This is a genomic window from Halobacteriovorax sp. GB3 (assembly GCF_028649655.1).
Taxonomy (GTDB): domain Bacteria; phylum Bdellovibrionota; class Bacteriovoracia; order Bacteriovoracales; family Bacteriovoracaceae; genus BSW11-IV.
Window position 1 is genome coordinate 817,229 of the sequence record NZ_JAQSLN010000003.1, and the last position, 26,266, is coordinate 843,494.

At 37.6% G+C, this 26,266-nt stretch carries 23 protein-coding genes; 10 read left to right on the forward strand and 13 right to left on the reverse strand.

Features of this window, described 5'->3' with window-relative positions; translation table 11 throughout:
• Positions 1-3 precede the first annotated feature (3 nt).
• The 3 genes from HBN50_RS10230 to HBN50_RS10240 are packed head-to-tail and all read right to left on the reverse strand — an operon-like array spanning position 4 to position 3,271.
• Complete coding sequence (locus tag HBN50_RS10230; RefSeq protein ID WP_273869690.1) at positions 4-1,041, reverse strand: amino acid ABC transporter permease; 1,038 nt, start codon at positions 1,039-1,041, stop codon at positions 4-6.
• Between the two features lie 24 nt (positions 1,042-1,065).
• On the reverse strand, positions 1,066-2,211 hold the full coding sequence (locus HBN50_RS10235) for an amino acid ABC transporter permease (RefSeq protein WP_443135173.1): 1,146 nt from the start codon (positions 2,209-2,211) through the stop codon (positions 1,066-1,068).
• A 43-nt stretch (positions 2,212-2,254) separates the two neighbouring features.
• Positions 2,255-3,271 (reverse strand): amino acid ABC transporter substrate-binding protein, encoded by a 1,017-nt coding sequence (locus HBN50_RS10240; RefSeq protein ID WP_273869693.1) that lies wholly within the window; start codon positions 3,269-3,271, stop codon positions 2,255-2,257.
• A gap of 253 nt (positions 3,272-3,524) precedes the next feature.
• Between HBN50_RS10240 and HBN50_RS10245 the strand changes: the two genes are divergently transcribed.
• Positions 3,525-5,372, forward strand: a complete 1,848-nt coding sequence (locus HBN50_RS10245) for a hypothetical protein (RefSeq protein ID WP_273869695.1) — start codon at positions 3,525-3,527, stop codon at positions 5,370-5,372.
• Here HBN50_RS10245 and HBN50_RS10250 read toward each other — a convergent pair.
• Genes HBN50_RS10250 through trmFO form a run of 4 tightly spaced genes read right to left on the reverse strand, consistent with a single transcriptional unit; the run spans position 5,369 to position 9,753 of the window.
• Positions 5,369-6,460 carry a hypothetical protein gene (locus HBN50_RS10250; protein ID WP_273869697.1) on the reverse strand — a complete coding sequence of 364 codons (1,092 nt, stop codon included), beginning with the start codon at positions 6,458-6,460 and terminating at the stop codon, positions 5,369-5,371. The genes HBN50_RS10245 and HBN50_RS10250 overlap by 4 nt on opposite strands.
• Before the next feature lie 10 nt (positions 6,461-6,470).
• Complete coding sequence (locus HBN50_RS10255) at positions 6,471-7,469, reverse strand: NAD-dependent epimerase/dehydratase family protein (protein WP_273869699.1); 999 nt, start codon at positions 7,467-7,469, stop codon at positions 6,471-6,473.
• Positions 7,470-7,489: 20 nt separating this feature from the next.
• Positions 7,490-8,392, reverse strand: coding sequence for a DMT family transporter (locus HBN50_RS10260; protein WP_273869700.1), 903 nt, complete (start codon positions 8,390-8,392; stop codon positions 7,490-7,492).
• Positions 8,392-9,753 (reverse strand): methylenetetrahydrofolate--tRNA-(uracil(54)-C(5))-methyltransferase (FADH(2)-oxidizing) TrmFO, encoded by a 1,362-nt coding sequence (gene trmFO / locus HBN50_RS10265; RefSeq protein ID WP_273869702.1) that lies wholly within the window; start codon positions 9,751-9,753, stop codon positions 8,392-8,394. Before trmFO ends, HBN50_RS10260 begins: the two co-directional genes overlap by 1 nt.
• Positions 9,754-9,850: 97 nt before the next feature.
• Between trmFO and nadE the strand changes: the two genes are divergently transcribed.
• The 3 genes from nadE (at position 9,851) to HBN50_RS10280 (ending at position 12,811) form a co-directional block, all read left to right on the forward strand.
• Complete coding sequence (nadE, locus tag HBN50_RS10270) at positions 9,851-11,605, forward strand: NAD(+) synthase (RefSeq protein ID WP_273869703.1); 1,755 nt, start codon at positions 9,851-9,853, stop codon at positions 11,603-11,605.
• Between the two features lie 15 nt (positions 11,606-11,620).
• The gene (locus HBN50_RS10275) at positions 11,621-12,190 is read left to right on the forward strand and encodes a hypothetical protein (RefSeq protein ID WP_273869706.1); all 570 of its coding nucleotides are present in this window, start codon (positions 11,621-11,623) and stop codon (positions 12,188-12,190) included.
• A gap of 237 nt (positions 12,191-12,427) precedes the next feature.
• Positions 12,428-12,811, forward strand: a complete 384-nt coding sequence (locus HBN50_RS10280) for a response regulator (protein ID WP_273869708.1) — start codon at positions 12,428-12,430, stop codon at positions 12,809-12,811.
• Here the strand turns inward: HBN50_RS10280 and HBN50_RS10285 are convergent.
• Positions 12,808-13,176, reverse strand: a complete 369-nt coding sequence (locus tag HBN50_RS10285) for a response regulator (RefSeq protein WP_273869709.1) — start codon at positions 13,174-13,176, stop codon at positions 12,808-12,810. The genes HBN50_RS10280 and HBN50_RS10285 overlap by 4 nt on opposite strands.
• Positions 13,173-14,666, reverse strand: coding sequence for a response regulator (locus HBN50_RS10290; RefSeq protein WP_273869710.1), 1,494 nt, complete (start codon positions 14,664-14,666; stop codon positions 13,173-13,175). The genes HBN50_RS10285 and HBN50_RS10290 overlap by 4 nt, the downstream gene beginning before the upstream one ends.
• 176 nt (positions 14,667-14,842) lie before the next feature.
• On the opposite strand from HBN50_RS10290, the gene HBN50_RS10295 reads away from it, so the two are divergent.
• From HBN50_RS10295 to HBN50_RS10310, 4 genes are all read left to right on the forward strand, one after another.
• Positions 14,843-16,183 carry a response regulator gene (locus tag HBN50_RS10295; RefSeq protein ID WP_273869712.1) on the forward strand — a complete coding sequence of 447 codons (1,341 nt, stop codon included), beginning with the start codon at positions 14,843-14,845 and terminating at the stop codon, positions 16,181-16,183.
• A gap of 114 nt (positions 16,184-16,297) precedes the next feature.
• Positions 16,298-16,603 (forward strand): Hpt domain-containing protein, encoded by a 306-nt coding sequence (locus tag HBN50_RS10300; protein WP_273869716.1) that lies wholly within the window; start codon positions 16,298-16,300, stop codon positions 16,601-16,603.
• 1 nt (position 16,604) lies between these two features.
• Entirely contained in the window at positions 16,605-17,297 is a 693-nt protein-coding gene (locus tag HBN50_RS10305; protein WP_273869717.1) for a response regulator, read from the forward strand.
• A 9-nt stretch (positions 17,298-17,306) separates the two neighbouring features.
• Positions 17,307-18,059, forward strand: a complete 753-nt coding sequence (locus tag HBN50_RS10310) for a response regulator (protein ID WP_273869719.1) — start codon at positions 17,307-17,309, stop codon at positions 18,057-18,059.
• 5 nt (positions 18,060-18,064) lie between these two features.
• On the opposite strand, the gene HBN50_RS10315 is transcribed toward HBN50_RS10310, so the two are convergent.
• Positions 18,065-18,457, reverse strand: coding sequence for a response regulator (locus HBN50_RS10315; RefSeq protein ID WP_273869720.1), 393 nt, complete (start codon positions 18,455-18,457; stop codon positions 18,065-18,067).
• Between the two features lie 171 nt (positions 18,458-18,628).
• Here HBN50_RS10315 and HBN50_RS10320 point away from each other — a divergent pair, with 171 nt between their 5' ends.
• Positions 18,629-20,803, forward strand: coding sequence for an amino acid permease (locus HBN50_RS10320; protein ID WP_273869721.1), 2,175 nt, complete (start codon positions 18,629-18,631; stop codon positions 20,801-20,803).
• A 4-nt stretch (positions 20,804-20,807) separates the two neighbouring features.
• Here the strand turns inward: HBN50_RS10320 and HBN50_RS10325 are convergent, their stop codons facing one another.
• Genes HBN50_RS10325 through HBN50_RS10335 form a run of 3 tightly spaced genes read right to left on the reverse strand, consistent with a single transcriptional unit; the run spans position 20,808 to position 25,008 of the window.
• Positions 20,808-21,887, reverse strand: coding sequence for a metallophosphoesterase (locus HBN50_RS10325; RefSeq protein WP_273869723.1), 1,080 nt, complete (start codon positions 21,885-21,887; stop codon positions 20,808-20,810).
• Between the two features lies 1 nt (position 21,888).
• Entirely contained in the window at positions 21,889-22,905 is a 1,017-nt protein-coding gene (locus HBN50_RS10330) for a GGDEF domain-containing protein (RefSeq protein WP_273869724.1), read from the reverse strand.
• Positions 22,906-25,008, reverse strand: coding sequence for a hypothetical protein (locus HBN50_RS10335; protein WP_273869725.1), 2,103 nt, complete (start codon positions 25,006-25,008; stop codon positions 22,906-22,908).
• Between the two features lie 204 nt (positions 25,009-25,212).
• Here HBN50_RS10335 and HBN50_RS10340 point away from each other — a divergent pair, with 204 nt between their 5' ends.
• The gene (locus HBN50_RS10340; RefSeq protein WP_273869727.1) at positions 25,213-26,265 is read left to right on the forward strand and encodes a L,D-transpeptidase family protein; all 1,053 of its coding nucleotides are present in this window, start codon (positions 25,213-25,215) and stop codon (positions 26,263-26,265) included.
• Position 26,266 lies beyond the last annotated feature (1 nt).

A 26,266-nucleotide genomic window follows, 5' to 3' on the forward strand; every position in this document is an offset into this window, starting at 1 on the left:
TAATCACCTTTCTCTTGAAGTATTAAATTCATATTCTAAACGTCTTGAATATTTTCCCATTGCAAAGCAAAAGATAAAATAGATTGCTGCAACAAAGAGATACGCTTCAACACTAAATCCAAGCCATTCACTATCTTGTACAGAGGCCTTAGCCCCACTTAAAAGATCAAAAAGTGCAATAATCACAACAAGAGAAGTATCTTTGAAAAGACCAATGGCCGTGTTAACACTCGGAGGGATAACAATTTTTAAGGCCTGAGGTAAAATAATATATCTCATCGTCTGATAATAATTGAGTCCTAATGATTCAGCTGCTTCATATTGCCCTTGGTCCACAGCTTGAAGTCCTCCTCGAACGACCTCGGCCATATAAGCAGAAACAAACATAATGATAGCAATTTGAGCACGAACAAGTTTATTTAATTGCACTCCTTCAGGAAGAAATAGCGGAAACATAACAGAGCTCATAAAGAGAAGTGAAATCATAGGAACACCTCTAATAAGTTCAATATAGCCAACGCAAAGAGACTTGATCAACGGCATCTTTGAGCGTCTTCCAAGTGCGAGAATGATACCGATTGGATAACTCGCACCAATTCCAATCACCGATAACATCAAAGTTAAAGGAAGCCCTCCCCACTTTGAAGAATCAACTGTTGAAAGACCAAGCATTCCACCTTTCATTAAAAGATAGGCCCAAAAGAAAAAGGCCAACCACTGATAAAGGATTCTCTTATTCCAACGTTTAGGCTCTTTTGAATAGAAAACCAATGCAAATAAAAGCCCCATCGCCGTTATTGGTCTCCAGAGAGATTCATCGGGGTAAAAACCGAAAATAATAAAACGTGCCTTATTAATAATGAATGAAACGCAAGCTCCCTCTGATTGCATGCAAACAGAAGAGTCCCCTCTCCAGACTCCTTTGATAAAAAACCAATCAATAAATTGATAAGAGAAGTAACTTAGTAAAAATAAAATAACGACTGTTAAAAAACTATTGATATAGCTACTAAATAGATTCTTCTTCAGCCACTTTTGCATAGATTGATTTTGATTCATAACTACCTATCTCTCTTTTAAAGCAACTGACTTATTATAGAGGTTCATAACAAAACTAGTCGTTAAACTAAAAAAGAGATAACAAAGCATAATAAGTGCGACCATCTCGACAGCTTGCCCAGTTTGATTCATCGTTGTATTAGCGACACTCACAAAGTCAGGATAACCAATGGCCACCGCGAGCGAGCTGTTTTTAGTTAGATTTAAAATTTGTGACGTTATAGGCGGAACGATAACCCTCAATGCTTGGGGAAGAATAACCAGACTCATCGTTCTCGTTCGCGATAAACCGAGAGAGTCAGCTGCTTCCCATTGCCCCTTATCAACTGATTCAATTCCCGATCGAACAATCTCAGCATTAAAAGCTGAAGTATAAACAACGAGACCTAAAAGAAGCGCACTAAATTCAGGAGAGAAGCTATATCCACCACTAAAGTTAAAACCTTTTAGAGCTGGTGAATTTAATTCCATTGGATATCCTCCAATGAGCCACGTTAATAGAGGAATTCCAATCAATAGAGCTAGAGAGACAAAGAGTACAGGAAGTTCCTTACCTGTCTCTTCTTGTTTTTTCTTTGAAAAGTAGCGAACGACAAAACATAAGACAACAGAAAGAGCGAAAGAGATCCCGACATAACTCCAAGTTGGATGAGACTTAAAAACAGGAAAGAAAACGCCCCTATTTGACAGAAAGACTGATCCAAACGGATTAAGGGCCCCTCGAACACTTGGTAGAGTTTCTGTTATGACAGCATACCAAAAAAAGAGTTGAAGTAATAAAGGAGTATTTCTTGCGACTTCAATATAGCCCTTAGAAACTTGTGACAGAAGATAATTCTTTGATAGTCGACAAATTCCTAAAATAATTCCCAAGATGAGAGCGAATATATTTCCAATAAAGGCAACTTTCAATGTATTGAAAAAACCAACGTATAAAGCACGTGCATAGGAATGATCAGGAGCATAGTTTAAAACGCTCTCGCCTATTTCAAAGCCGGCCTCACTTTTTAAAAAGGAAAAGCCGCTAGCAATATTTTGCTTTGCTAAATTTGATTGCGTCTCAGTGAATAAAAACCAAGCAGCAAAAACGACGACACTAAATGTGACGAGTTGATAGATAATTTGTCTTAACTTTGGATCATTCCATGTCATTTTTTGTTTCAATTAAGCATCCCTTGCTAAAGAAACCTAAGATCTATCTCAAAGGCGGCGCATACATCAACCCGCCCTCATTCCAAAGAGCATTTTGTCCCCTTTTTAACTTCAAAGGAGAATCATCGCCAAGATTTCTCTTAAAGACTTCTGCATAATTTCCAACTTGCTTAACAATATTATAGGCCCACTGCTCATCAACTCCTAGACTTTTTCCGTTTCCAGGTTTGATACCTAGAAGTCTTTGAATTCGAATATCTTTGCTCTTTTTCATTTGATCAATATTCTTAGAGTCAACATTAAGCTCTTCTGCTTCAATCATGGCATAAACCGACCAAGAGAGAATGTTATAGAGATCAGCGTCTCCCTGCTTAATCGCAGGAGCTAATGGTTCTTTAGAAACTCGCTCAGGTAAAATTTCAAATTTATTCACCTTGCCTGCTGACGCTCTCGCTGAAGCAAGGCCTGAGCTATCATTTGTGTACGTATCACAACGCCCCTTAAAAAAGGCCTGAATACTCTCATTATAATTTTCAAAAACAATTGGCTTAAACTTAAGCTTATTCGTTCTAAAAAAGTCCGTCATATTAAGTTCAGATGTCGTTCCTTGTTGGGTACAAACGCTTGCTCCATCAAGTTCTTTGGCCGACTTTAGCCCAATGTCTTTTTTAACCATGAAAGCTTGCCCGTCATAGAAAACAACAGGGCCAAAACGAAGCCCAATACCCGAGTCACGAGAAAGTGTTTTACTCGTTACACGTGAGAGAACATCAACAGTTCCCGTTTGAAGAGCGACAAAACGCTGCTGTCCACTTAGAGGAACAAATTTTACTTTCTTAGCATTAGAGAAAATTGTCGTTGCAACCGCTCGGCATACATCCACATCAAAACCTTTCCACTCTCCTTTAGAATTGGGAGAAGAAAAACCAACAAGACCAGTGGAAACACCACAATTAAGGTAGCCACGCTTCTTAATGGCATCAAGCTGACTTCCAGCCTGAGTTTGAGATATATAAAGCAGGCACAGCCCAACCGTATTAATGAGTGATTTTAATTTCACGAGTACTCCTCAATTTATATGCCCCTTGATTATAGGCCAAATGCTTAATATTCCAGAACAATCGGAAGTAAATTCCTTCCTCTTTAAGCTAACAATCGCAAAGGAATTCGTCTTTAGCGCCTTTGAATATAGGCACATTTTACAGGACATAAAATCGCCTAAGTTCTGGGATATAAAGGACTTACTTATTAAGTCTTTAGATTTATAGGTCGATAGGTCTACTATAGATACAGACGTGACATAAAGGTTGTTTATGACAATTGCGAAATTTTTTAGATTCTTTATTCTCTCTTACTCCTTATTTATTCAAGGATTAAGTTTTGCCGCCAACTCGACGGCAAGTGAAAATCAAAAAGAACCTGAAATACCAAAATTGTCACTCAATGCGACAGAATCTCAAAGGCGTGAACTCAACGCTTGTCGAAGCACTAAGCAGGCCGAAGTATCTGAGTGTGAATCGAAATCTTCTCGTAAATATAATTGTATCATGAATCAATGTGTGACGAGTGATGATGACATCAAGTTTAATCAACAATACGTTAATTGCGATAATAAGAAGAGCCCTACTGAACAAGCAAGTTGTAAAGGAGACATGAGAGCTCTCGCTGAAGAAGTAAAGTCGGGAACTCATGATCTTGAAAGTAGTGATTTTAAAAGTGATGGATTTAGCGAAGCGGCCATGACCATGGCCGGGGCAGTGGCGGCCCATTATGCAATTAAGGCCGGTCTTATCCCCTCTGCCGGATGTTCGCAAGCAGGATACATTGGTCTTGGAGCTGCTGGGATATCAATTATTGCTACAATCATGAACCATAAAGATGCTCAAAAGAAAATGCAAAAACATAAAAGGGCCTACGAGCAACTCGTTAAAAAGATGAAAGATGACGGAATGAGTATGAAAGTCCAAATGGAAGTTTTCACTCTCATGATTCAAGCACTCTCAGATATGGAACAAATAGCGAATAAGAAGGCGCAAAAACATAAAATGATTATGGGAATTTATGGAATCGGAATGGCGGTTGTAGCAGTTGAGCTAGCAACTCAGTGGATAACGTGGAACTGTTCACCTTGGGCCATTGGATACTTAGGCGCTGGACTAGCTCTTGAATCACTAGGTTTAAGCAAGGCAAAAAAAATGGCCAATGAATATAAGACTCGTCGTGAAGCGGTACAAGAAATACTTGAGCGCTTTATGAAGTCTATGACCAACTCAGGTGTTGTTGGAGAACTTGCTATTAACAACTCAACAAATCCAGAATACAAAGCCCTCGGTAGCAGTGGGAACTCGGCCTTTAAAGGACTTGATAGTGATGAGAAAGACATTAGCTCTGCAAATGATAGTGGAACTAAAATCTGTGCTGACAAAGATGCCAATCCAGATGAGAGTTGTGCCTGTAAAGAGAATAATAGTTGTTTTAAAATGATGGATAATCTAAGTAAACTTGGAGCTACAGGAAATCAAATTGCTAAGAGAACAGATTTTGGGGCCATGTCAAAAATGGCGAATGCTCTAACAAATGGAAATACAGGGCTTGTAACTCTTAACAATGATGCTGTGGATGCCTTTATGAAGAAGGCGCTAAGAATGAAAAAATTCGTTTCTAAAAATATAAATGATCAGCTTAAAAAAGAGGGTAAATCTCCCCTTCCAAAGCTTGATGCCAGTGCGAGTGAATTGAAGAAAGTTCTTCGTTCTCTTTCTCCTGTAGATATTGCTCTAGCGAGTCGTTATGATCTAGGAAAAGCGGGAATTAATGATGTCGTTGGAAATTCACTCGATACGATTTCTAAGTCTAATAAAGATAAAGATGTGAAAAAGTTAAAAGGACTGTACGAGCAATACAAGAAATCAAATGCTAGAAGCAAAGGTACGACTAGTGCCACAGACCTTAGCTCTATGGATGATTTAGATCTAGATTTTGATAAGAACCAAGGAAGTCAAATTGCTCTCAATGGCAAAGGATCGAGATCTGACAGTAATTCAAGCGAGCAAAAAGAAGAAGTAAAACCTCAAATTATCGAAGATACAGGTGTCTCTATTTTTAGAGCAATCTCAAATCGCTATAATGTTATGAGGCTTGAAAAAAGATTTGGAAATTAGCAGCAGCTATCTTTTTCGATGTCACTTCTCTTTTCTTCTATTTGAAAGAGTTTATCGATTCTTCTCTTAAAGAAGGCCTTAAACTTAATCTCATTATAGTTTAGAGCGTGAGCGCGAAGCTTTTTCGACTCAACCTGAATGGACGACTTTAAAACCTCTTCAATACATTCTTTTAATGCATCAAAGTCATAGGCACAATGAGTGATCCCAAGGCCTGTTAAGAAAGCTTTATTTGAGGGAGTATCGAGACTCACTACAGGTCTTCCCGTACCAAGTCCCTTTAACGATGCTACAGGAAATGAGCAATCTTCTAAGTCGATAATCGCTCTTGCTCCAGATAAGAGAGGGGCAAGTTCACCCGAACAGCGATCACCAAAAAAGTCCTTATCTTCAGGCCCTTCTTTCATTTCATTGAGATGACCATCAATTCCAAAGAACTTAAATTTAATTCCCTTTTCTTTGAAAAGAGAGCGGATCTTCTTGGCCATGTCTAAATCGAGCCCCTTAGCATTGACTGCAAAGTGGTCATAAGTAAAAAGAGGAGAAGGAATGATCTGCCAATCATTAATTTTAAAAGGAGGCTCAACTACTTCACTTTCATAACCAATTTGAGCTAGCTCTTGCTTTAGAGAAGAGTTACTAACCCAAAGAATATCAGCATTTTTAAAAGACTTTTTAAAAAACGATTTAACAAAACCTGAAAAAAATTTTTCTTTGAAAGTCTTTTTCTTTCTCTCATAACGATTGTCGTAGAGATAAGTAATTTGCTTGGTCTTCTCACACTTTTTAATCCCCTGTGAAAGACCTGAAGAAATATTGATAATCAAATCAACGCTACAAGGAATGAAAAGATTCTTCGCTGCTGAAGGGATGAGATAACTCAACTCTCCCAACCCCTTTTTAGATTTAACTTTATGTGAAAGAAAAGTTGAATGAATCTTTCTAAGCTCCACAGGCCCTAAGATTCCTTTGGGTTTGTGAGCTAGAGTATAAATTTCTGCTTCATCGTAAAGGCCAAGAATAGATTCAATGATCTCTGTTACATGGTCTCTTGCTAAAACATCATCACAACTGATTACAACTTTCACTTATTACACCTTAATTCTTTTGCGCAATTTCTTTAAAATAAAGGGCCGTCTTTGCAATTCCATCTTTAAATGAAACCTGTGGCCTATAGTCACTGACTGCTTGTAATTTATCTAGAACTGGTCTTCTTCTTTTTGGATCATCTTTAGGAAGTTCTAAGTGAACAATCTTTGAAGTACTTCCAAGGGCCTCAATAATGTATTTTGCGGCATCCAAGATTGTATACTCGTCAGGGTTTCCGATGTTAAATGGAGTATGGTCGTGAGAGAAGAGAACGTTATGGATTGCATTAACAAGGTCTGTTACATAGCAAAATGATCTCGTTTGAAGTCCATCACCATAAACAGTTAGGTCTTCACCCTTCATTGCTTGATTGATAAAATTTGGAATAACTCTTCCATCATTAGGGCGCATTCTTGGTCCGTAAGTATTGAAGATACGAATAATACGCGTATCAACACCATACTTTGTGTGATAGCTCATTGTCATGGCCTCAGCAAATCTCTTTGCCTCATCATAACAAGCACGAGGTCCAATTGGATTGACATGCCCTACGTAGTCTTCTCTTTGGGGGTGAATTTCAGGATCTCCATAAACTTCACTTGTCGAAGCTTCTAAAAATCTTGCTCCCTTATCTTTTGCTAGCTCTAAAAGGTGCATTGTTCCTTCAGAGTTTACTCTCATAATTTCAAGAGGAAGAACTTTGAAATCGATTGGTGATGCAGGAGATGCAAGTGAGAGAATATAGTCGATCTTAACTCCTGAAAAATCAGGAAGTGATTCATAGATATTACACTCATGAAATTCAAAGTTTTCATACTTATTAAGAATCTCGATATTTGAGCGACTACCAGTCACAAAGTTATCGAGGCCAATAACTTTAGCACCGAGGTTGAGATAAAATTCAGATACAGTTGATGGAACAAAACCGGCGGCTCCGGCAACAAGGACAGTTTTACCTTCCATTGAGCTTGGAAGCTCTACCCTCTTTGATGGGTCAGAAATTGACATGAAAACCTCTATCTTTATATTTAATAATGTTTAATTTGTATCACAGTTGAGCCTAGAAGTAATAGCGCACCACCTAATAATTGAATCATCGTAAGCTCTTTACCTAAAACAATCCAATTTATCGCGACAGCGCAAAAAGGAAAAAACATCTCTGCAAGAGCACAAAGCCTGGCAGATATCCTCTTGAGCCCATTATAGTAGAAATACATCCCTAAAAGGCCGGAAATAACGACCATAGCAAAGATTTTCCCCCAAAGCTCCCCATGAGGAAGCGTTTTTGTCTCTAATGTAAGAGCAACAGGTAAAAGACAAATAAATCCTGTTGCAAAGCGTCCGGCCATGATCTCGATCTCACTGAAGCCTTGAAGTGAGAGCTTCTTTCCAAAGACAGTTGAAGCACCCCAACTAACAACGGCAAGAAGAGTTAGTGCGTAACCAAAGAGAGCTCCCTCTTGAAAAAGGGCCGAGATAGACAACTCACTTCCAGCTAGCCCCTTAGAGATATCACCATAAGAGATCAGCGCTCCACCGATAAGGCAGGGAATTGACCAAATAAAAAACTCTTTTTTCATTCGCTCTTTTAAGAAAAAATAAGCAAATGTTATGGCCACGAGAGGCTGGAGTTTCTGTAATAAAATAACAAGCGATGGATTGATTATGGCAAAGGCCTTTGTAAAGGCGAGAGTTCCAATGGCCGATCCCAAACCACCGATAACAAAGAAATAGAAAACGCCCTTAAGCCTTAATCCCAAAAATTTAGCGCGCGAGTGATAGAGAGCGTAAACAAAGATCAGCGTTAAAAAAAGGTGCTCAACAAAAACAATACTCTCAGCACTTGTGCCCGACCATAAAAGTGGATAACGGATAAGAGTATCAAGGGCCCATAAAATACAGGCCATAATGATAAAGATTACGCCTTTCATTAAACTTCATTTTCCTTGAAGAAAACATCGGCCACTTCGCGAGCAACTTGCGCTGCGAGGGCCTTTTTTACTTTCTTTCTATTCTTTCTGTCTCTTCTTTGCTCTTTAGTAAGCTCCACACTTGGAAGAAGACCAAAGTTGATATTTGAAGGACTTGGACGATCGGCCGTCATAACATAGTTGACAAGAGCACCAATTCCCGTTGCCACAGGATACTCAACAGGCTCCAATCCTTTAATCTTTCTGAAAACTTGATGAGCAACATAAAGTCCCATCGATGCGCTTTCAGTATAACCTTCAACACCAGTAATTTGACCAGCAAAGTGGACGCTTGGAAATTCCTTAGAACTCATATCAAAATTCAAAAGTTTTTTAGCATGAAGAAATGTATTTCTGTGAACAGAGCCAAGGTGAATGAAACTAGCTTCTTCAAAACCAGGAATCATTCTAAAGACGCGAACTTGCTCTTTGTAAGTTAATCTCGTTTGAAAACCAACCATATTAAAGGCACTCCCAAGAAGGTTTTCACGCCTTAGCTGAACACAAGCATAAGGTCTTTTTCCATCGGCCATCTCAAGTCCGATTGGTTTCATACAGCTAAAACGAGCCGTATCAATTCCTCGTTCGGCCATGATATCGATTGGAAGGCAGGACTCGAAAAATTTATAATCTTCGAAGTTCTGTGCCGGCACTTTTTGTGCCATTTGCAACTCTTTAACAAAGAGCTCGTATTGCTCTTTATTTAAAGGAGCATTCAGATAATCAGCTTCAACACCTTCTTCTTCAGAAACCTCTTTATGACGATCTTTATAATAGAGCTTAGAATAATCTAGCGATTCAGCATCAACAACAGGAGCAATCGCATCATAAAAATAGAAATCATCTTTAGATAGTTTTTCTAAAATCCATGTTTCTAAGTTCTTTGACGTTAAAGGCCCAGTTGCCACGATTGTATATTGGCAGTTAAATTCTTCCTGCATAGCAAGAGGGTCACTCGCCTCTTTTTCGATAAATTCGATATTTTCATGAGCTCTTAAAGCTTCACTAACGGCCGCCGAAAATTGCTCACGGTCGACAGCGAGAGCATCACCAGCTGGAACGCTATGCTCATTTCCCTTTCTTAGAACTATTGAGCCCAATTTATCCATTTCATATTTGAGAACACCATGGGCAGAATCAGGTGCTTTTGACTTTAATGAATTTGTACAAACAAGTTCAGCACAAGTTTTTAGTTTTTGCGCCTCAGTAGGTTTAAAGCTCTTGCACTCAACAAGAACAACTTTAATTCCTCTCTCTGCTAGAAACATTGCCGCATCAGATCCAGCAAGACCTGCACCAATCACAAGAACTCTTGGTTCCATATTTTTCATCCCTTTCATTTGGCCGTGCCAAATGGGTAATTATATGTTAGATTAACACTTAATTTGACACAGCAAATCTACATTCTAGGAAGCATTCATGCAAATTTATATGCACCAAACTCATCATACAATGGCCGATTTCAATGGAATTTTTTCATACCTTGAAAACGTCGTCGATATGATTGAAAAAAATGAATATAAACAAGGACTTCACCTCTTTCCAGAGAGCTATTCCACAGGCTATCCGCTGCAAGACCTGTGCGTTCAAAGAAGTTTCATTAAAAACTATTTAGAGCTCATAGAAAGAATCGAAAAACTGGCGAAACGTCTTCAAGGACACGAGAGTGTTATTCTCTTTGGTGGCCAAGTTTATGAGTTTGACGAAGACCAGCTTCCTCTAAGTATCGAAAACGTTATTTATGAGCTAAGTGCTAAGGGCCTTAAGGATATTTATTCAAAAAAACTTCTCCCAAATTACGATATTTTTGACGAAAAAAAGTACTACCGAGAAGGAAATAGATCATCACTCTATCGCTACCAAGACAAACAACTTGCTCTGCTTATCTGTGAAGATATGTGGTATTCGAGTCACCACGAGGTCAACCCCCTCGATGATCTAGAAGCAGAAATTACAAAAAACAACATTGAACTTGATGCCATAATTAACCTCAGTGCATCGCCTTTTTATCTTGGAAAAGATAGCGCGCGATTAAAAAGGGCCAGTGAAATTTCTCAAGACTTTAAATGCCCCTTTATCTATGTCAATAAAGTGGGAGCTGAAGATGAGATTCTCTTTGATGGCTCAAGCTTTGTACTCATTGGGAATAAAGTACAAGAAAGAGCGAGCCTCTTCACGCCAGATGTTGTTTCCTTTGCCCTTGAAAAATATCAATGGGATGAGAAGAGAGCAAAAAAGAACGTTAAACTGGTCAATAGTTGGGAAGGACTCTTTGCCGCTACACTTACTAAAAAAGAAAAATCCCTGCCAACACTTCGTGAGTTAAGTGATAATGATTGTGAGCTGATCCTTCACTCCATCAAGCTTGGAGTACAAGATTATGTAAAGAAGACTGGTCTAAAAAACTTTCTCGTTGCCCTTTCAGGGGGAATTGACTCGGCCCTCGTCCTTGCCATCTTAAAGCTCATTAAAACACCTGAGCAGAATCTTGAAGCAATCTATATGCCTGGATTTTTCTCTGCAACGTTAAGTTACGACCTTTCAAAAGAGCTTTGTGAAAATATTGGAATCAAGCTTAGAAATCTTCCAATCAAATTTCTCCATAGCAACGTCAACAATCTTTTCAAGGAGACCTTTGGAGATGAACTTGATGGCCTTGCCGATGAGAACGTACAAAGTCGCCTTAGGGGTGCACTTCTCTATACGCGCTCAAATCAAACAGGGGCCATGGTTATTAACACCTCTAATAAATCAGAGATTGCTGTTGGCTACTCAACTCTCTATGGCGATTCGGTTGGCGCCTTAAGTATTCTTGGGGACCTTTATAAAACGGAAGTCTTTGCACTGGCCCGCTATATCAATAGAAAGTATAACAATCTTTTACCTGAGCAAATTATTACAAGACCTCCAAGTGCAGAGCTTAGAGAGGACCAGGAAGATTCACACTCCCTTCCACCGTATGAGCGACTTGATGCCATTTTGGAAGGATTCCTCTCCTATCGCTACGATTGTCAGGATTTAATTAATGAGGGATTTAATCAAGCTGAAGTTGAAAAAGCCTATAGACTATATAATATTTCCGAGTATAAAAGGAAGCAGTTCTGCCCTATCGTAAAATTAAAGGCGAAGAGCTTTGGTTTTGGTTACAGAATGCCGATATGTAAAACGTTTTAACCCTTGGAGAATGATATGAGCACAAAAGTAAAAGACATTATCAAAACACTAAAAGAAGTAAAAAAAGAAGCTCAATCGCTTCTTAAAAATAACGATCTAAAAGATCTAAAAAAATCAGTACAATCATTTGTGACTGATGCTGAAAAAGAAATTAAAGGAATGGTTGAAAAAGATATCATCCTACTAAAGAAGAAAATCAGCGATGAAAAAGATCACTTAGAAAAAATCGTTGAAAAAACGATTCAAGATGAGATTAAAAAAGCAAAATCTTTTATGAATGACCAAGTGAAAGAGCTTAATAAGCTTCAAGCAAAGGTTGAAAAAATGGTTTCTTCAACTCAAAAGAAAACGAAAACAACAGAGACGAAGAAAAAGGCCGTCAAAAAAGCGCCAACGACAGCGAAGAAAAAAAATGCAAAGAAAGTCGTTAAAAAGGCAGCTAAAAAAGTAGCCGCTTCAAAAAAAGCAACAACGACAAAGAAAAAGGCCACAAAAACTCAAACAACAAAGAAGGCGGCCAAAAAGACAACAACATCTTCTCCAAAGAAGAAAAGCACGAAAAAAGCTGCAACAAAAAAGAAATAATTCATAAAAGAGGAGCTAGTTCTGCCTAGTTCCTCTCTTTCTTTGCTTTCTCAAGATAAGCTTTTCTTATTCTCATCAAATGATTTAATCAAAATATATTACAAGAAGCATTTTTTTAACTACTTATTCCCACTATCTCAATTTGAGTTTATTCTTGGAAAAGTTGTTCATCTTCTTCTTTGTTTTATTCCAAGTTATTGATATAATTTGAGAACTAATAACTTTAGGAAAGTCTCTATGCCAAAAACAGTCTTAATTGTTGATGATGAAGAATCAGTACGCTTTCTCTATACGAGAATGTTTAAAAATGAAGTAAAAAGTGGTGAATTCATTTTAGACTTCTCTATCTCTGGAGAAGATGCACTCACACGCATCAAAGACGGCAAAATAGAGAATCTTGGTTTAATTATTTCAGACATCAATATGCCTGGTTTAAGTGGATTTGAACTATTAAAAGAAGTGAAAGAACACGACGAGAAACTCCCAATCTTCATGTCTTCGGCCTATACAGATCAAGAAAGACAAGGCCTTGCAATGGAACTTGGCGCCCTAGAATATATCACAAAGCCAGTCGACTTCCCTAGTCTGAAAAAGAAAATTGTTGAAATTTTAGCTGATTAATTTTCGAATTCTTCAATGACTTCTATCATTTTAGCTTTGAGAATTGGTTTAATTAAAACCTTTGTAAAACCAATATTTTTAAATTCCGTTAATTCGCGATCTGTCGTTGTTCCTGTTAATGCAATAACTGAACAGGGGATTTTCTTATCTTCAAGACACTTCTTTTTGTATTCAACTAAGAGATCATCACCACTCATCGAAGGCATTTGAATATCGAGAAAGCAAAGATCAACTTCGTTATTTAATAGGTAATCAAGACCTTCCTGAGGTGAAGAAAAATACTGGATACTATAATCCAGTCCTTTAAGATAGATTTTAAAAAGATTCAGATTATCTGCAGAATCGTCAATAAAAACTAGATTCAAGAGGCCTCCCTTTCATCATTGGCCAGATCGTTAAAGAGAATATAAAAAGTTGTCCCAACATTTTCTTCGCTAACAACTTTTATTTCCGCATTATGCTTATCGGCTATATCTTTAACAATACTGAGCCCTAGGCCAACAGAGCGCTCTCCCTCAGTCCCCTTTCTCCCGACACCACTCATGCGTTCAAATAGCTTCTCTTTGAACTCTTCAGGGATACCAATACCAGTGTCTTGAATCTTTAAAATAATTTTATCTTGATCTTGATCTCTTGTAATGGAGCTACGAACAACACCATTTTTTGGAGTAAACTTATAGGCATTCGATAGTAAGTTTGTTATCAAGCGAACAATCAAGCCACTATTTATATTGGCCAGAATCTGTCCTTGAGTTTCATTGATAAATTGAATGTGCTTATCATTGGCCATTTCAATTTTATAAAGGCAGTCTTTCAAAATATCGGAGATACTGACAATCTGAAGTTGAGCATTTGCTTTTCCAAGTTGAACTTCAGAAAGTTCTAAAAGTTCTTCGACCATATCAAGAACTTGCTTACCAGAATTGTGAATTTGTTTACCCATCTCATGAACATCGTCATTAAATTCACTGTCTTTTTCCAGTAAATCAGAAAGCCCTAAAATAACATTGAGAGGAGATCTTAAATCGTGAGAAGCAACTGCTAAGAACTGGTCTTTAAGGCGATCGAGTTCTTCTAATTCCTTCACTTGCTTTAAGAGCATTTTACTTTGTCTTCTCAGTTTTAATATCTGATCAACTTTAATGAAGAGCTCTTCTTTGATTAGTGGTTTAGAAATATAATCATTTCCACCGGCCTTATAAAACTTTAAGACTTCTGATGAATCTTGAAGCGCACTAATAAAAATGATTGGAATCGTTTTAAGACCATATTCACCTCGAATTTTTTTAACAAATTCAATTCCAGACATCTCGGGCATCATATGATCAGTTAAGATGAGATCAACTTCAGGATTTTCTTTGATATATTCTAGAGCTTCAAGGGCATTTTGAAAGACTTTAGATTTTGCCCCTTTGGATTTGATAACGTGTGAGATAAATTTTGCGGAAATGATTTCATCATCAACGACAACAGCATTTACCCCTTCCCATGCTTTTCCTGGTCTTAAAACCGATTTTACCTTCTGGCATAGTTCTCCAGGATTATTGATATTGATAAGATCTTGCGCTCCGGCCTGAAAACCGAGAACTCGATGATCAATATTATCTTCGCGATCAATGATAAAAAGAGTCCCATTTTTCTTTATAATTTTTTTAAAGGCACTAGATTCTCGTAGAGTTCGACAAATGACATAGGGGTCCTCTTCACTAGCAATAAGCACCAAGTTAAACTTTTGATCAATCGTCTCTATTGCATCTAACTTTACGAAGAGTGGTTTAAACTCACAGTTTCCAAGTTGCTTTTGAATCAACCCTTGCACTTCTTTTGAATCACAAATAACTAAAAGATCATTCATTCTCACCTACACGAATATGTCTCAATTATTATATAGGATAACTGGCCCAAGCTAAGTGATTTTCCCTAAAAGTTAGGTGAATTTAAGTTTTGGTTAATATTAAGAATAAATTAAGGTCTTCAAAATAAGCTCACTCTTCTTTCCAACCGAATAGTTGATAAATATAAGAGGAAAATATGAAAGTTTTAATCATAGATGATGACCCGAGTATTCTAGAACTCTACGGTCTCGTCTTAGAAAATATTTTTGGAAAAGATTGCGTTGATCGGGCCCTCGGTCCAAACGATGCCATCTCTACGATCTCCTCGACTAAAAATAACTATGATCTCGTCATTTCAGACTATGACATGCCACCTCAGGGAAGTGGTAAGGAAGTCTATGATTATATCAAAGAGAATAATCTTAATTTAAAGTTCATTCTCTTCACATCAAGACATCCAGATGAAGTTGAAAATATTATCAAAGACAAATTTTTTAATGATAACGACTACCTCTATTTGAATAAAGTCATTCGCCCCAAAGAGTGGTCAAATAAGGTCAAAGAACTTGTTCACTTTAGTGAAAAGCAAAGAGATTATGCTCCAGTTAGAGTCTACAACTTTATGCGCCACCAGAAATCACTCTGTGATATCTATATCAAGCTATCCGATAAAAAATTTATCAGAATCATTAATAAAAATGAGAATTATAGTTTAGAAATTCTTGAAAAATACTATGCCAGAGGAACAAGGCACCTCTATATTGCGAAAACAGACTTTGATCAATTCGTCTCCTCTATGAGTGAGATGTCTTTTCTAGAAACACCAACCGTAGGAAAGACTTATCTAGAAGCGGCCAGAAACAATCATACAGTTTTAAAAATGATGGTTCAAAATTTGGGAATTAGCTCCTACACGTTTCAACTTGCCTCACAAATGGCCGAGAATGTCTTAAATGAAATTGTCGTCGATAGTGGCGTCAAGATGATGATAGAAAAAATGATGAAGTCTGTTGATTATGCCTATGATCACTCATTTCTAACGGCCTGTATTAGTGCTGCGATCTGCGAGGAATTATCGCTGGATAGAAATATTATACGAAAACTTACGCTCGCTAGTCTCTTGCATGATTTGGCCATCACCAACTCGAATCTATGCCGTATTCATGACTTATTTCCAGAGGAAATCATAAACCTAAACCACTCTCAGAAAGAGCTTATACGCCAACATCATCACCTCTTTGACAATATGAAGATTAAGGGTGATCTACTCGAAGATGTAAAATTAATTATTTCCCACCATCATATCCATGATGATCTCTATCCTTTTAATTCCTCATTTCACCTCGATCATGCTCAATTAATTCAGAGTATTTTCTTGGTTTCTCACGCTTTTACCGTGGAGTTATTTAAGTCTGACTTCAATGATTCCGATAAGCTAACAAATTTAAGCAAGGTAAAGTCTCTCTTTAGAGGCGCCAACTTCGAAAAGGCAATTATGGCGCTTGATCGAGTCATCCTTGTGAAGAAAAAGGCCTAAGAAATCATTTTAATAACTTGCTGAATTAATATTAATTAAGGCCAAATAACTAATATTCAACAAACTTCGTGTATAATTATTAATGACTTAGTGACAGCGTAACAGGAGAGGCAAATGCCAATTACTATTGAAATTGACCAAGACCTTCAAGAGATCGTTCCAGGGTTTCTTGAAAATCGAGCCAAGGATCTAATTGAGCTAAAAGCTGCCGTTGAAAATAATGACATTAAGACACTAGAAAAAATTGGGCACAAAGTTGCTGGAAGTTCGGGAGGCTATGGCTTTGATGAACTTGGAAAGATGGCCAAGAGCCTTGAGTTGAAAGCTATCGATGGACACTTTGAGGAGTGTGCAGGCCTTGTAGGGCAAATTGAAGCGCACCTTAATGAACTTGAAATTGTTTACGTAGAAATGGATTAAAATGTCTCTCAATAAAAAAGCAAAGACGATTCTTGTTGTAGACGATGACCCAGATCTTCGCGTTTTCTTCCACAAAATTTTGACCAATATGGGTCATGAAGTTTTTGAAGCAGAAAATACGACAGATGCTGCCAATATGGTTGATAAGATCGTTCCTCATTTGATTTTTCTAGATATCAATCTCGATCACGAGAAAGGTTATCTACTTTTAGAAAAGCTAAAAACGATCGACAAATTTAGAAGAATCAAAGTCATCATGGTAACGGCTTCAACAGCGAAAAAAGATATCGCCCTCTCCAAGAAATACGGTGTTTCAGGCTATCTTGTTAAGCCTGTAACAAACAACCAACTTCTTACGTTAATGAGAAAAATGGGACCAAAATTACTCTACCCTTCTTACATCATTCCAGAAATGGAAGAGAGTTTACACGTAACGGCAAGGTGCTCGGGGGCGTTAACAAAGATTAACGAAACATCGTTTAAATACAATTCAAAAGTTAAGTTTAATCAACAAGTCAAACTCGACATTAACTCTGATTTCTTTTCTGAGTTAAATATCAAGCATGCTCAATTTCAGATTTTTGAGCCGAGTAAGTCTCTTAGCCCAGGAATTTATGAATCAACGGTTCAACTCATTGGCCTCAGTGACAAAGACATGATTGAAATAAGAAAAATAAAGACGAAAAAGGTATAGTACAGCGCTATGAATATGTTTCAAAAGATGAAAATATTAACCATTGATGACGATATCGATATTAATAAATATCTTGAACTCATATTTAAAAAAAATAATTACGACATTCGCTGTACGACAAATACAAAAGACTTTCTAGAGCAAGTTCTCGCTTTTAAGCCCCATCTCATTATTGTCGATCTCAATTTAGAGGAGCAAGGATTTGGTTACAAAATCATTCAAACTCTAAGAAAAAAGTTTGGCCCAGAGATGATTATCATTGTCATGTCCAGAAGAAATACTCATGACGATATCACAAAGGCCCTTGAACTAGGTGCCAATGACTACATCACAAAACCAATTGATGATGCTCTACTTTTTAATAAAGTAAGGCTCTTTTTAAAACAGAGTTTAGACGAAGACAGCACCTTCGCCTACTATGCTGTGCCAACAAAGAATAATGCCCTTGAATTTACAATCCCTTTAACGCTAAAAAAATTAACAGAATCAGGTATTCAATTTTTTAGTAAGTCATTAATAGCCAAAGAAGCACCCATACAAATAGAAGGGGCCCTCGCCAAGCAACTCTCCCCTTCAGGGAAGATACGTTTCCAAGTCAAAGATGTCGTCATTGATAAAATGAACGATGGTTTTCTTGTGACGGTAGAGTTCTCTCTCGACGAACACTACGAAATTAAGCGAAACGTCAGAAAACTGCTTTTAAAAGTAGCTCCGACAGGCATAGAAACGGATGAATTTGAGGAAGAAGAAGACTCTCTCTAGAGACTTTAAGCAGCTATTCCCATCATCGACTTCACGACATCATTAAACGTTTTTTGATCAAATGGCTTTTTCATAAAGTAAGTATTTCTTTGGTCCTCTTTATAGAAGTCTTGAAGCCCATTATTACTTGAAGAAATATAAATAATAGGAACATTGGAATTGAGAATTTCACGGAGAATCTTACCGATCTTAAAACCATTGATTGAGGCGAGATAAATGTCGATAACAACCAGGTCCACTTTTGCACCCGAGAGGAAATTGAGAGCATGAAACTCATTTTTAAAGACGTGCGAGTCCCCTAGCTTGCCTTTATTAATGTAGACTTTCATTAAATTGAGCATATCCACTGAGTCATCAATCAATAGGATATTAGGCCTTCTTAAAAAAGAGTTCTCCATAACGCGCCTCCCAATACTCAGTATAACTTTCCACAAAAATAAATAAAGTAAAATGACATTTTCCTAAATTCTCCCGTAACATATTGAAAAAACAAGATATTTAAAACTTGATTTTTTTAGGCTAAAATACAAACCGACAACTTTTTGAGCATCTAACTAAAGGTAAAATAATTGAAAAAACTTGAACGACGTCTCGGTCTCAACTCCGTTGTGGCCATTAGCGTAAGCTCTATGCTTGGCTCTGGAATCTTTGTCCTTCCAGGTCTTGCTTTTGCCCAAACAGGTCCCTCTGTTTGGTTGGCCTATATGCTTTCGGCCATCTGCGTTTTGCCAGCGGCCATCTCTAAATCAGAACTTGCTACGGCCATGCCCACTTCAGGTGGAACTTATGTTTATTTAGAGAGAACTTTTGGACCTCTTGTTGGTACAGTTGCAGGGCTTGGCCTTTGGCTCTCGCTCCTTTTAAAGTCGGCCTTTGCCCTTGTTGGTTTTGGAGCCTATCTTTCCGTGCTTGCCGATGTTCCGATTATTCCAATTAGTGTTGGCTTCACAGTCCTCATTACTTTTTTGAATATTATCGGTGTTGGTAAAGTAAGTAGCATCTTAACTGTCATCGTCTCTATTGCCATTATCGGTCTTCTTCTGCTTTCGGGAGCGGGAAGCTTCATGATGGACTTTGGACATTTTTCGAATGAATTTCCGATGGGAATGGATGGGCTACTCAGCGCAACGGGTCTGGTTTTTGTCTCCTATGCAGGAGTGACAAAAGTTGCTGCCATTGCCGAAGAGATTAAAGACCCCGAAAGAAATTTACCAAGAGGGATTCTTATTTCTCTTGGAATTGTGAGTTTTCTCTACTGCTTTGTCACTTTTGTTCTTGCGGGAACTCTCCCAATAGAAGTCTTGAGTGGGAATGTAAAAACAATTCATACTCTTGCCATAAAAGTCGGAGGACCATTCATTGGTTCGGCCATGGCCATCTTAGGTGTGGTGACGATGACGTCAATGGCCAATGCGGGTCTTCTTGCGGCCTCTCGCTTTCCCTTTGCCATGGGACGAGATAACCTTCTTCCAAGCTCTATTGGAAAACTTAGTAAGAGATTTCTTACGCCAGTTATCAGTATTGTCATTTCTGGTCTTGTCATTGGGATCTGTCTTACAACTCTCGAAGTCGCAAAAATTGCAAAACTAGCTTCTGCCTTCATGCTTATCATTTACATGTGTGAGAATATCGCTGTTATTGTCTTACGTGAAATGAGAGTGCAGTGGTATAAGCCGACATACAAGGCCATTTTCTACCCAGGACTTCAAATTTTTGGAATTATTGCAACGCTTGGACTGCTCTTTGAAATGGGTTTCATTGTTATCGTGGGACTATCGACAATTTCAATTCCAGGAATACTTATCTTTCTCCTTTACTCTAGAAAGAGAACCTCGAGAAAAGGTGTTATTGGAATTAGAGGAAAGAGAAGTGATCTTGTAGAAGAGCCTCTCTCTCTTCACCCACACTGCTTAGAAACGGTACGTTTTACAAATGATGCCAATGCCGTTGTCAGTCTTTTTGGAAAAGAGCGCTCGCCAGAAATGCTCGTTGAAATGGGTATTGCTTTAACAGATGGTGGAAACTTAGAAGTTGCTCACTTAACCGAAGCTCCAGAACAAACAGATCTCAACGATATGGACGAAGAACCAGCATCATTAAAATCTCTAAGAAGAAGAGTTAAGGCCATGGCCGTAGAACGAGGGGCCCAAATCACTTTTGATCCCGTTGTCTCACACGATATCATGAAAACAGTTTATGAAATCTCTCTAAGACTTCACTGCCGTTGGCTTGTCAAAGAATGGGGAGGACGCTCACGAGGAACCATCACAGTTCACAACCCAATGGGATGGTTGAAAGATCACCTCAATTGTAAATTGGCCGTCTTTAGAGACGTGGGTATTCGCTATATAAGAAGAGTTTGTGTCATTTTAAATGAAGATGCTAACGATCGTTTGGTCGTCAATACGGCCGACCATCTAGCAAAGGTCTATGATGCTACAGAAATTTGCATTATGCGCTTTATTGATGAAAGCGCTAGCGAAGAGGATCTTCAAAAAGTTGAAAGTTATCTGAATGAAATGTCCAAAGAAACGACAGTGAAAACAACGATCCTCTCTCTGAAGGGAAAGGAGGAAATTGCAACCGTTTTAGCAATTTCAGCCGAATATGACCTTTTGGTGACAGGGTATCCTAAGCACCACTGGACAGATATATTCTTTGGTTCTAAGGCCGATAAAATTATGGCCGATGCGGCCTGCTCAGTGATGGCCGTTCAAGACTCCAGAGAAATTAATCCATCATAAAAAATTAGGAAGTGGCGATCTCAGAAATGAAAGGTTTCCACTTCCCTTTCCAAAGATTCAATGAGCCATTAATTAAAGTTTCACTCTTTGTATGAACTTCAATCATACAATAGCTAAGCTTAGTTTCGTTCATATGAGATCCGGCATCAATTGAAGGGATCGTATTCCAAGTTCCCGTATTGAAATAATACTTACCTTCAGGAAATCGTCTCCACTCTTGAAGATGTGTATGTCCCATAACAACAGAATGAAGTCTAGGGTTACGTTTTAAAATTCTCTTGGCCTGCTTTTCATAGCGAGGATAAATTGTAATCTGTTTTAGTATACGAAGAGTCGTTTTAAAGTTTCTATTTTGCTTAATATAATTATCAGAATTCGTGGTAATTAAATATCGAGCAACAGTTTTTAGCATCGTCATAAAGAAACCAAAATCATGAAAAAAGCACCACTTCACATAAGAGCTCATCGGCCTAACTTTATCGATATAAGGTCTTTTCTTTTTTAAAACGGGAAGAACAGAAATACAAAAAAGAGAGCCCCAAGGCAGATTTAAGATTTCTTTTCCAAATGGTCCTTTGATAAAAAAATCTTTTTTCGGCACTGTATTGATGGCCTCAAAACGATGACCATGCTCGACGTGAAGTCCATGATTCACATACTCATGACAAAATTCAACAGGAGCTCCTACAAGTTCATTAAAACACTCTTGTGCACCGTCAAAGGCCATGGCCGCATCGTGATTTCCGATAACATAAGTCACTTTCTTATTGGGTGCCTTTAAGAAGTTTTGTAAGCTCTTAAAAAATTTACGATGACCTTTATGAATACTTTTTAAAGCGTTTATGGTGTGATTTTCATCAATAATATGAGTGAAGACACCTTGATGATCGATCTGTATGAGATTGAGGATATCGCCATTTAGAATTAAGTGGACAGGTTTTAAATAGAATTTGCCAGAACTATAATACTCACAAAATTCCAGCAATCTCTCATCTTCAAAGAAATCCTCAAGAATATTGAGTTGGCCATTTTTTAAAAATCGCCCCTTCCCTAAGTGTAAATCAGAGAGAATTAAATATAACATACTACTCTTCTTCTATGATTTCGTTCGCCACGCAGACACGTGATCTTCCCGATTTTTTTGCAGCATACATCATTTGATCAGCAATCTTTATAATTTCATTTTTAGAATTGGCATTATCAGGAAAAGTTGCCACTCCAACGGAGACACTCAGACGAAATGTCTTCTCACCATTTTCGAGGCTCATATCTTCAGTTATTTTAAACTCTTTTTTTGAGATCTTATTTAAAATACGCTCGCCAATTTTCTTAGCTAAAGAAAGGTCCGATTCGGGAATGAGAAGAACAAACTCATCTCCACCATAGCGATAACAAGAATCAGTATTGCGAACACAGTCTTTAATAATCACACCAACTTCTTTTAAAAGAGTTGTCCCAACCAAGTGACCATGACCGTCGTTAACCTTTTTAAAGTGGTCGATATCGACAAAAATAATCGAAAAACTTTGCTTATTTAGATTATAGGATTCAATTAATTCATCAATATCTAAAGAGAATTTTCTTTGATTATAAAGATCTGTTACATCGTCGACATGGATTAAGTTTTTAAGTTCACTTACTTCATCATATCGATTTAGTTTTGTAAAAGTTGTCTCTAAAAATTGTATGAGGTAATCCATAACAACGTTATTAATTTTTCGATCTGATTTATGAATGGCAAAGTACTCTTGTCCATTGGCAGCACCACAATGGAGAAGATAATAGTGAATATTTTCTAATGAAAAGCAATCCCACTTTCTGATAGGGCCATCTTTTTGAATCATCGAAAGTACTTTTTCGACTTCTTTATCCGTGTAGAATATGGACTCTTTATCTTTATTCCAAAATGTTCTGTATTGTCCTTCTAATGAACCAGAGGAGTCCTTATTGATTGAATAGACAATCATTGGAGAGCAATAATATTCACTTTGCCAAAATCCGTCCATTGATTCGAAAAGTTTACGAATGGAATCAACATCTTCAGACTGACAGATAAAATCTAATAACTTTTTATAATCGAGACTTAGTTCTTCTAAACTCAACTATGACTCCTTATCTAAATCAGATAACATCTCACTTTCCTGCTCGTTAGCACCATATTCGATGTCATCTTCAAGAAGCTTAATTGAACCTCTCAATGTACGCATAATTTTATTAAGACGATCTTCCGTCTTAACTTTGTCATCTAAGAGTTTCTGCTCTCTAATCGCAACATTTTCCATATTAAATTCAAGAGCATCAATTTTTCGTTTAAGCTCTAAAATCTTCATATCACGACTTTTTACTTTTGATTCAGAGTCCATCGAAATAAGTTCTAATTGACTCTCTAACTCTTTTTCTCTTTGCTTAACTTGATTGATATCTAAGCGTACTTTACTTCCAAGCCTTTCAACTTCTTTTTGAGAATTCTTGGCCCTTTGCTCATACATATCCTTTTTCTCTTCGCTAAGCTTCCACTGATAACGAAGTTCTTCCACCTCTGAAAGATGTCTCTTTTTGAGAATTGAAATTTCAATTTTTAATTCATCAAGTTCGGCCTTAAGCCCCATACTGTCTTGTTCTTTTAGCTTTGCTTCTTTTTTGAGAAATTCGATTTGATCTAGAAACTCATGTCTTTCATCACGCAACTGACGTATAGTCCCTTGAAGCCTTAAAAGCTCATCCTCTGTATACTGACTTGCAGAGAGATTTTCAGGACGAGACCTGTGGTTAAATTCCACAATATTTTCAGGAACACTTTCAGCTTCATTTGATTCAGCACTAAAACTTAAATTCTCACTATCATCGTAGACCGTTTTAGTAGCATCGACTTCTTCTGGCACAATAATTGTTTGAGCTGTTTCATGTTGATCAAAATGAATTTCTTCTTCCGTCTCTTCATTTAACTGCTCAACTAGATTTTTAGAACTATGAGTCTCTTCTTGTTCACCTAAATCAAAAGAATCTTTTTCTTCATCAAGTTGCATAAGATCAGAGGCATCTTCGACATCTCCTAAGACTTCAGAAAGCGTTTTCTCACTCTCGTCATCATTAGAAAAAAGCATTTGGTTAAGTGTTTGATCAAGCTCATCGGCATCAATATCACGACTTAATGTATCTGAATCGACAACCTTAGTTGGAGAAGCATCATCGTCGAGATCATTTGTAAGATCAATATCTGAGAATTCATTAGAAAAATTATCTTTCATTATCTGATCGAGAGGAATTTCTCCAGTAACATCAAGCTCAGCACTTGCATCTAAAAGATCATCTGCTTCCTCTAAAAGATCATCACTAGCGAGAAGATCATCGCCGCCATCCTCTACTTTCTCAGAAGTTTCATCAAATGAAACGTCACCAATTTCCGGCTCTAAACTTTCCATCGGCTCATCACCTTCCTCACTAAGAGAAAGTCCTACATCTGAGTCGGAATCAGAAAATGAGATATCACTTGGAGATTCCATATCTACAAGCGTCTTTTCATATTCTTCTTTAACAGCATCGTCGATTTCGCCAATAGAAAGTCCATCAATACTATCATCTCCAAAGTCGAGATCACCCTCATTGTCACTTTGCTCAATCTCGGCTACATGTAAATCGTCATCCCCTTCAGAACTTAGACTCAAACCATCTTCGCTTTTTTCTGGGATATTAAATTCTAGAGCGCCCTCTATTTCCTCTTTATCGTCTAAGACATCGGTCATCGTTTGCGACTCATCATCTGCACTGAAAGCAAGATCATCGTTGAGAGAATCATCGAGAGATTCTTCAGGCCCATCATCAAATACTTCATCGATTACTTTTGAAATCTTCGTTTGCGCGACAAGTGTCTTATCCTCACTTGCACTATCTGGCTTAATAAAATCATTTATATTGGGTTGATCACTGAGACAATCAACAAGGGCCTTCGAAGAAATTGGCAATTGAATCACACTGTGGGAGCTTCCTAAGAAGTTATCACCAAGAAGAACTAGTTTTAATCCCTCTATTTCAGAAGCGGCATAAACAGCGTCATCAATATCATCCATCTGCGTATCGAGAAAAATAACACCGGCCTCTAAAAAACCAGCTTCTAATTCAAGCATATCAACGACATTGAGCCTCGCCATAAACAGGGCCTTTAGTTGATCTAGTAACGCATCATTTCCACAAAAATAAAAATTCATAGGACATCCATTTTCCTCGTCGCGTCTTAAAAAAGACGTAACTCCATGATAACTCAAACATGACCTTATATCCAAATCTGTAAAGCATGAAAAAATAAGGGCTTTGTTATTGATATATCGACTTTTTATGGACTAAAATTAAGATATTATTTTAATAAGTTAATAAACGAATAACAGACTAAAAAAATCAACAAAGATTCATTTATGAGAAAACTTACATTCCTTGCTCTTTTTGTAACAGGGCTGATTCAAACAACAATCGCTGATGACCAATTTCTTCCTGAGAACATTCTTCAGACAGATGCTTTTTTTAATCACCACATTATCGTTGCTGAAAAGTCATCGCACAAACTCTACCTCTTCTCAAACCAAAATGGTCTGCCAAAGCTCATTGAGACTTATCAAGTGGCCACAGGAAAAAAGGCCGGTGACAAATTCTTCCAAGGAGATCACAGAACACCTGAGGGAATTTATCACTTTACAGAGTTTCTCCCACACCAGGAACTTTTAAAAAGACATGGTAAGGCCGGAGAAATTTATGGAGTAGGTGCCTTCGTTATGAACTACCCTAATCCAATTGATAGAAGAGAAGGAAAAACTGGTGGTGGAATTTGGCTTCACTCTACAAATGATGAAACAAGAATTGAAAAAGGTCTCGACTCAAGAGGATGTATCGTTGCTCACAATGGTAACCTCATCAATATCTCTAAATATATTGAACTAAATCGCACAAACGTTATTGTTGTTCACAATCTAAGATATCTACCAAGAGAGTCTTGGCTTCAAGAGAGAGAGAAAATCTCTTCAACAGTTTCAGACTGGGTTGATGCTTGGACTAATGAAGACTTTAACCGCTATATCTCACACTACAGCAAGAAAGAATTCTTTGATAAAAATCGTGGTGGATACGCTAATTATCGCCAATACAAAAGAGCGGTATTTGCCAATCCAGGAAAGCCATCAATTTCACTTGAAAATGTTTCCATCACAAAAAGTAGAGACTACGCAGTAGTGACATTCAAGCAAGTTTACAACTCATCAAATATCAACGACATTGGAAAGAAACTTCTCTATCTTAAAAAGAATGAGTACTACCAATGGAAAATTGTCTCTGAAGTATGGACAAAGCATGGAATTGAAAATCCAGAAAGTGAAACGGTTGCTTTTCAACCAAAGATGCGCTTTTTTGAAACGACAGATCCGGCCATGATTCTTGGAGAGAATTTTAACCAACAAAATCAAACAGAAAAGAATTAAT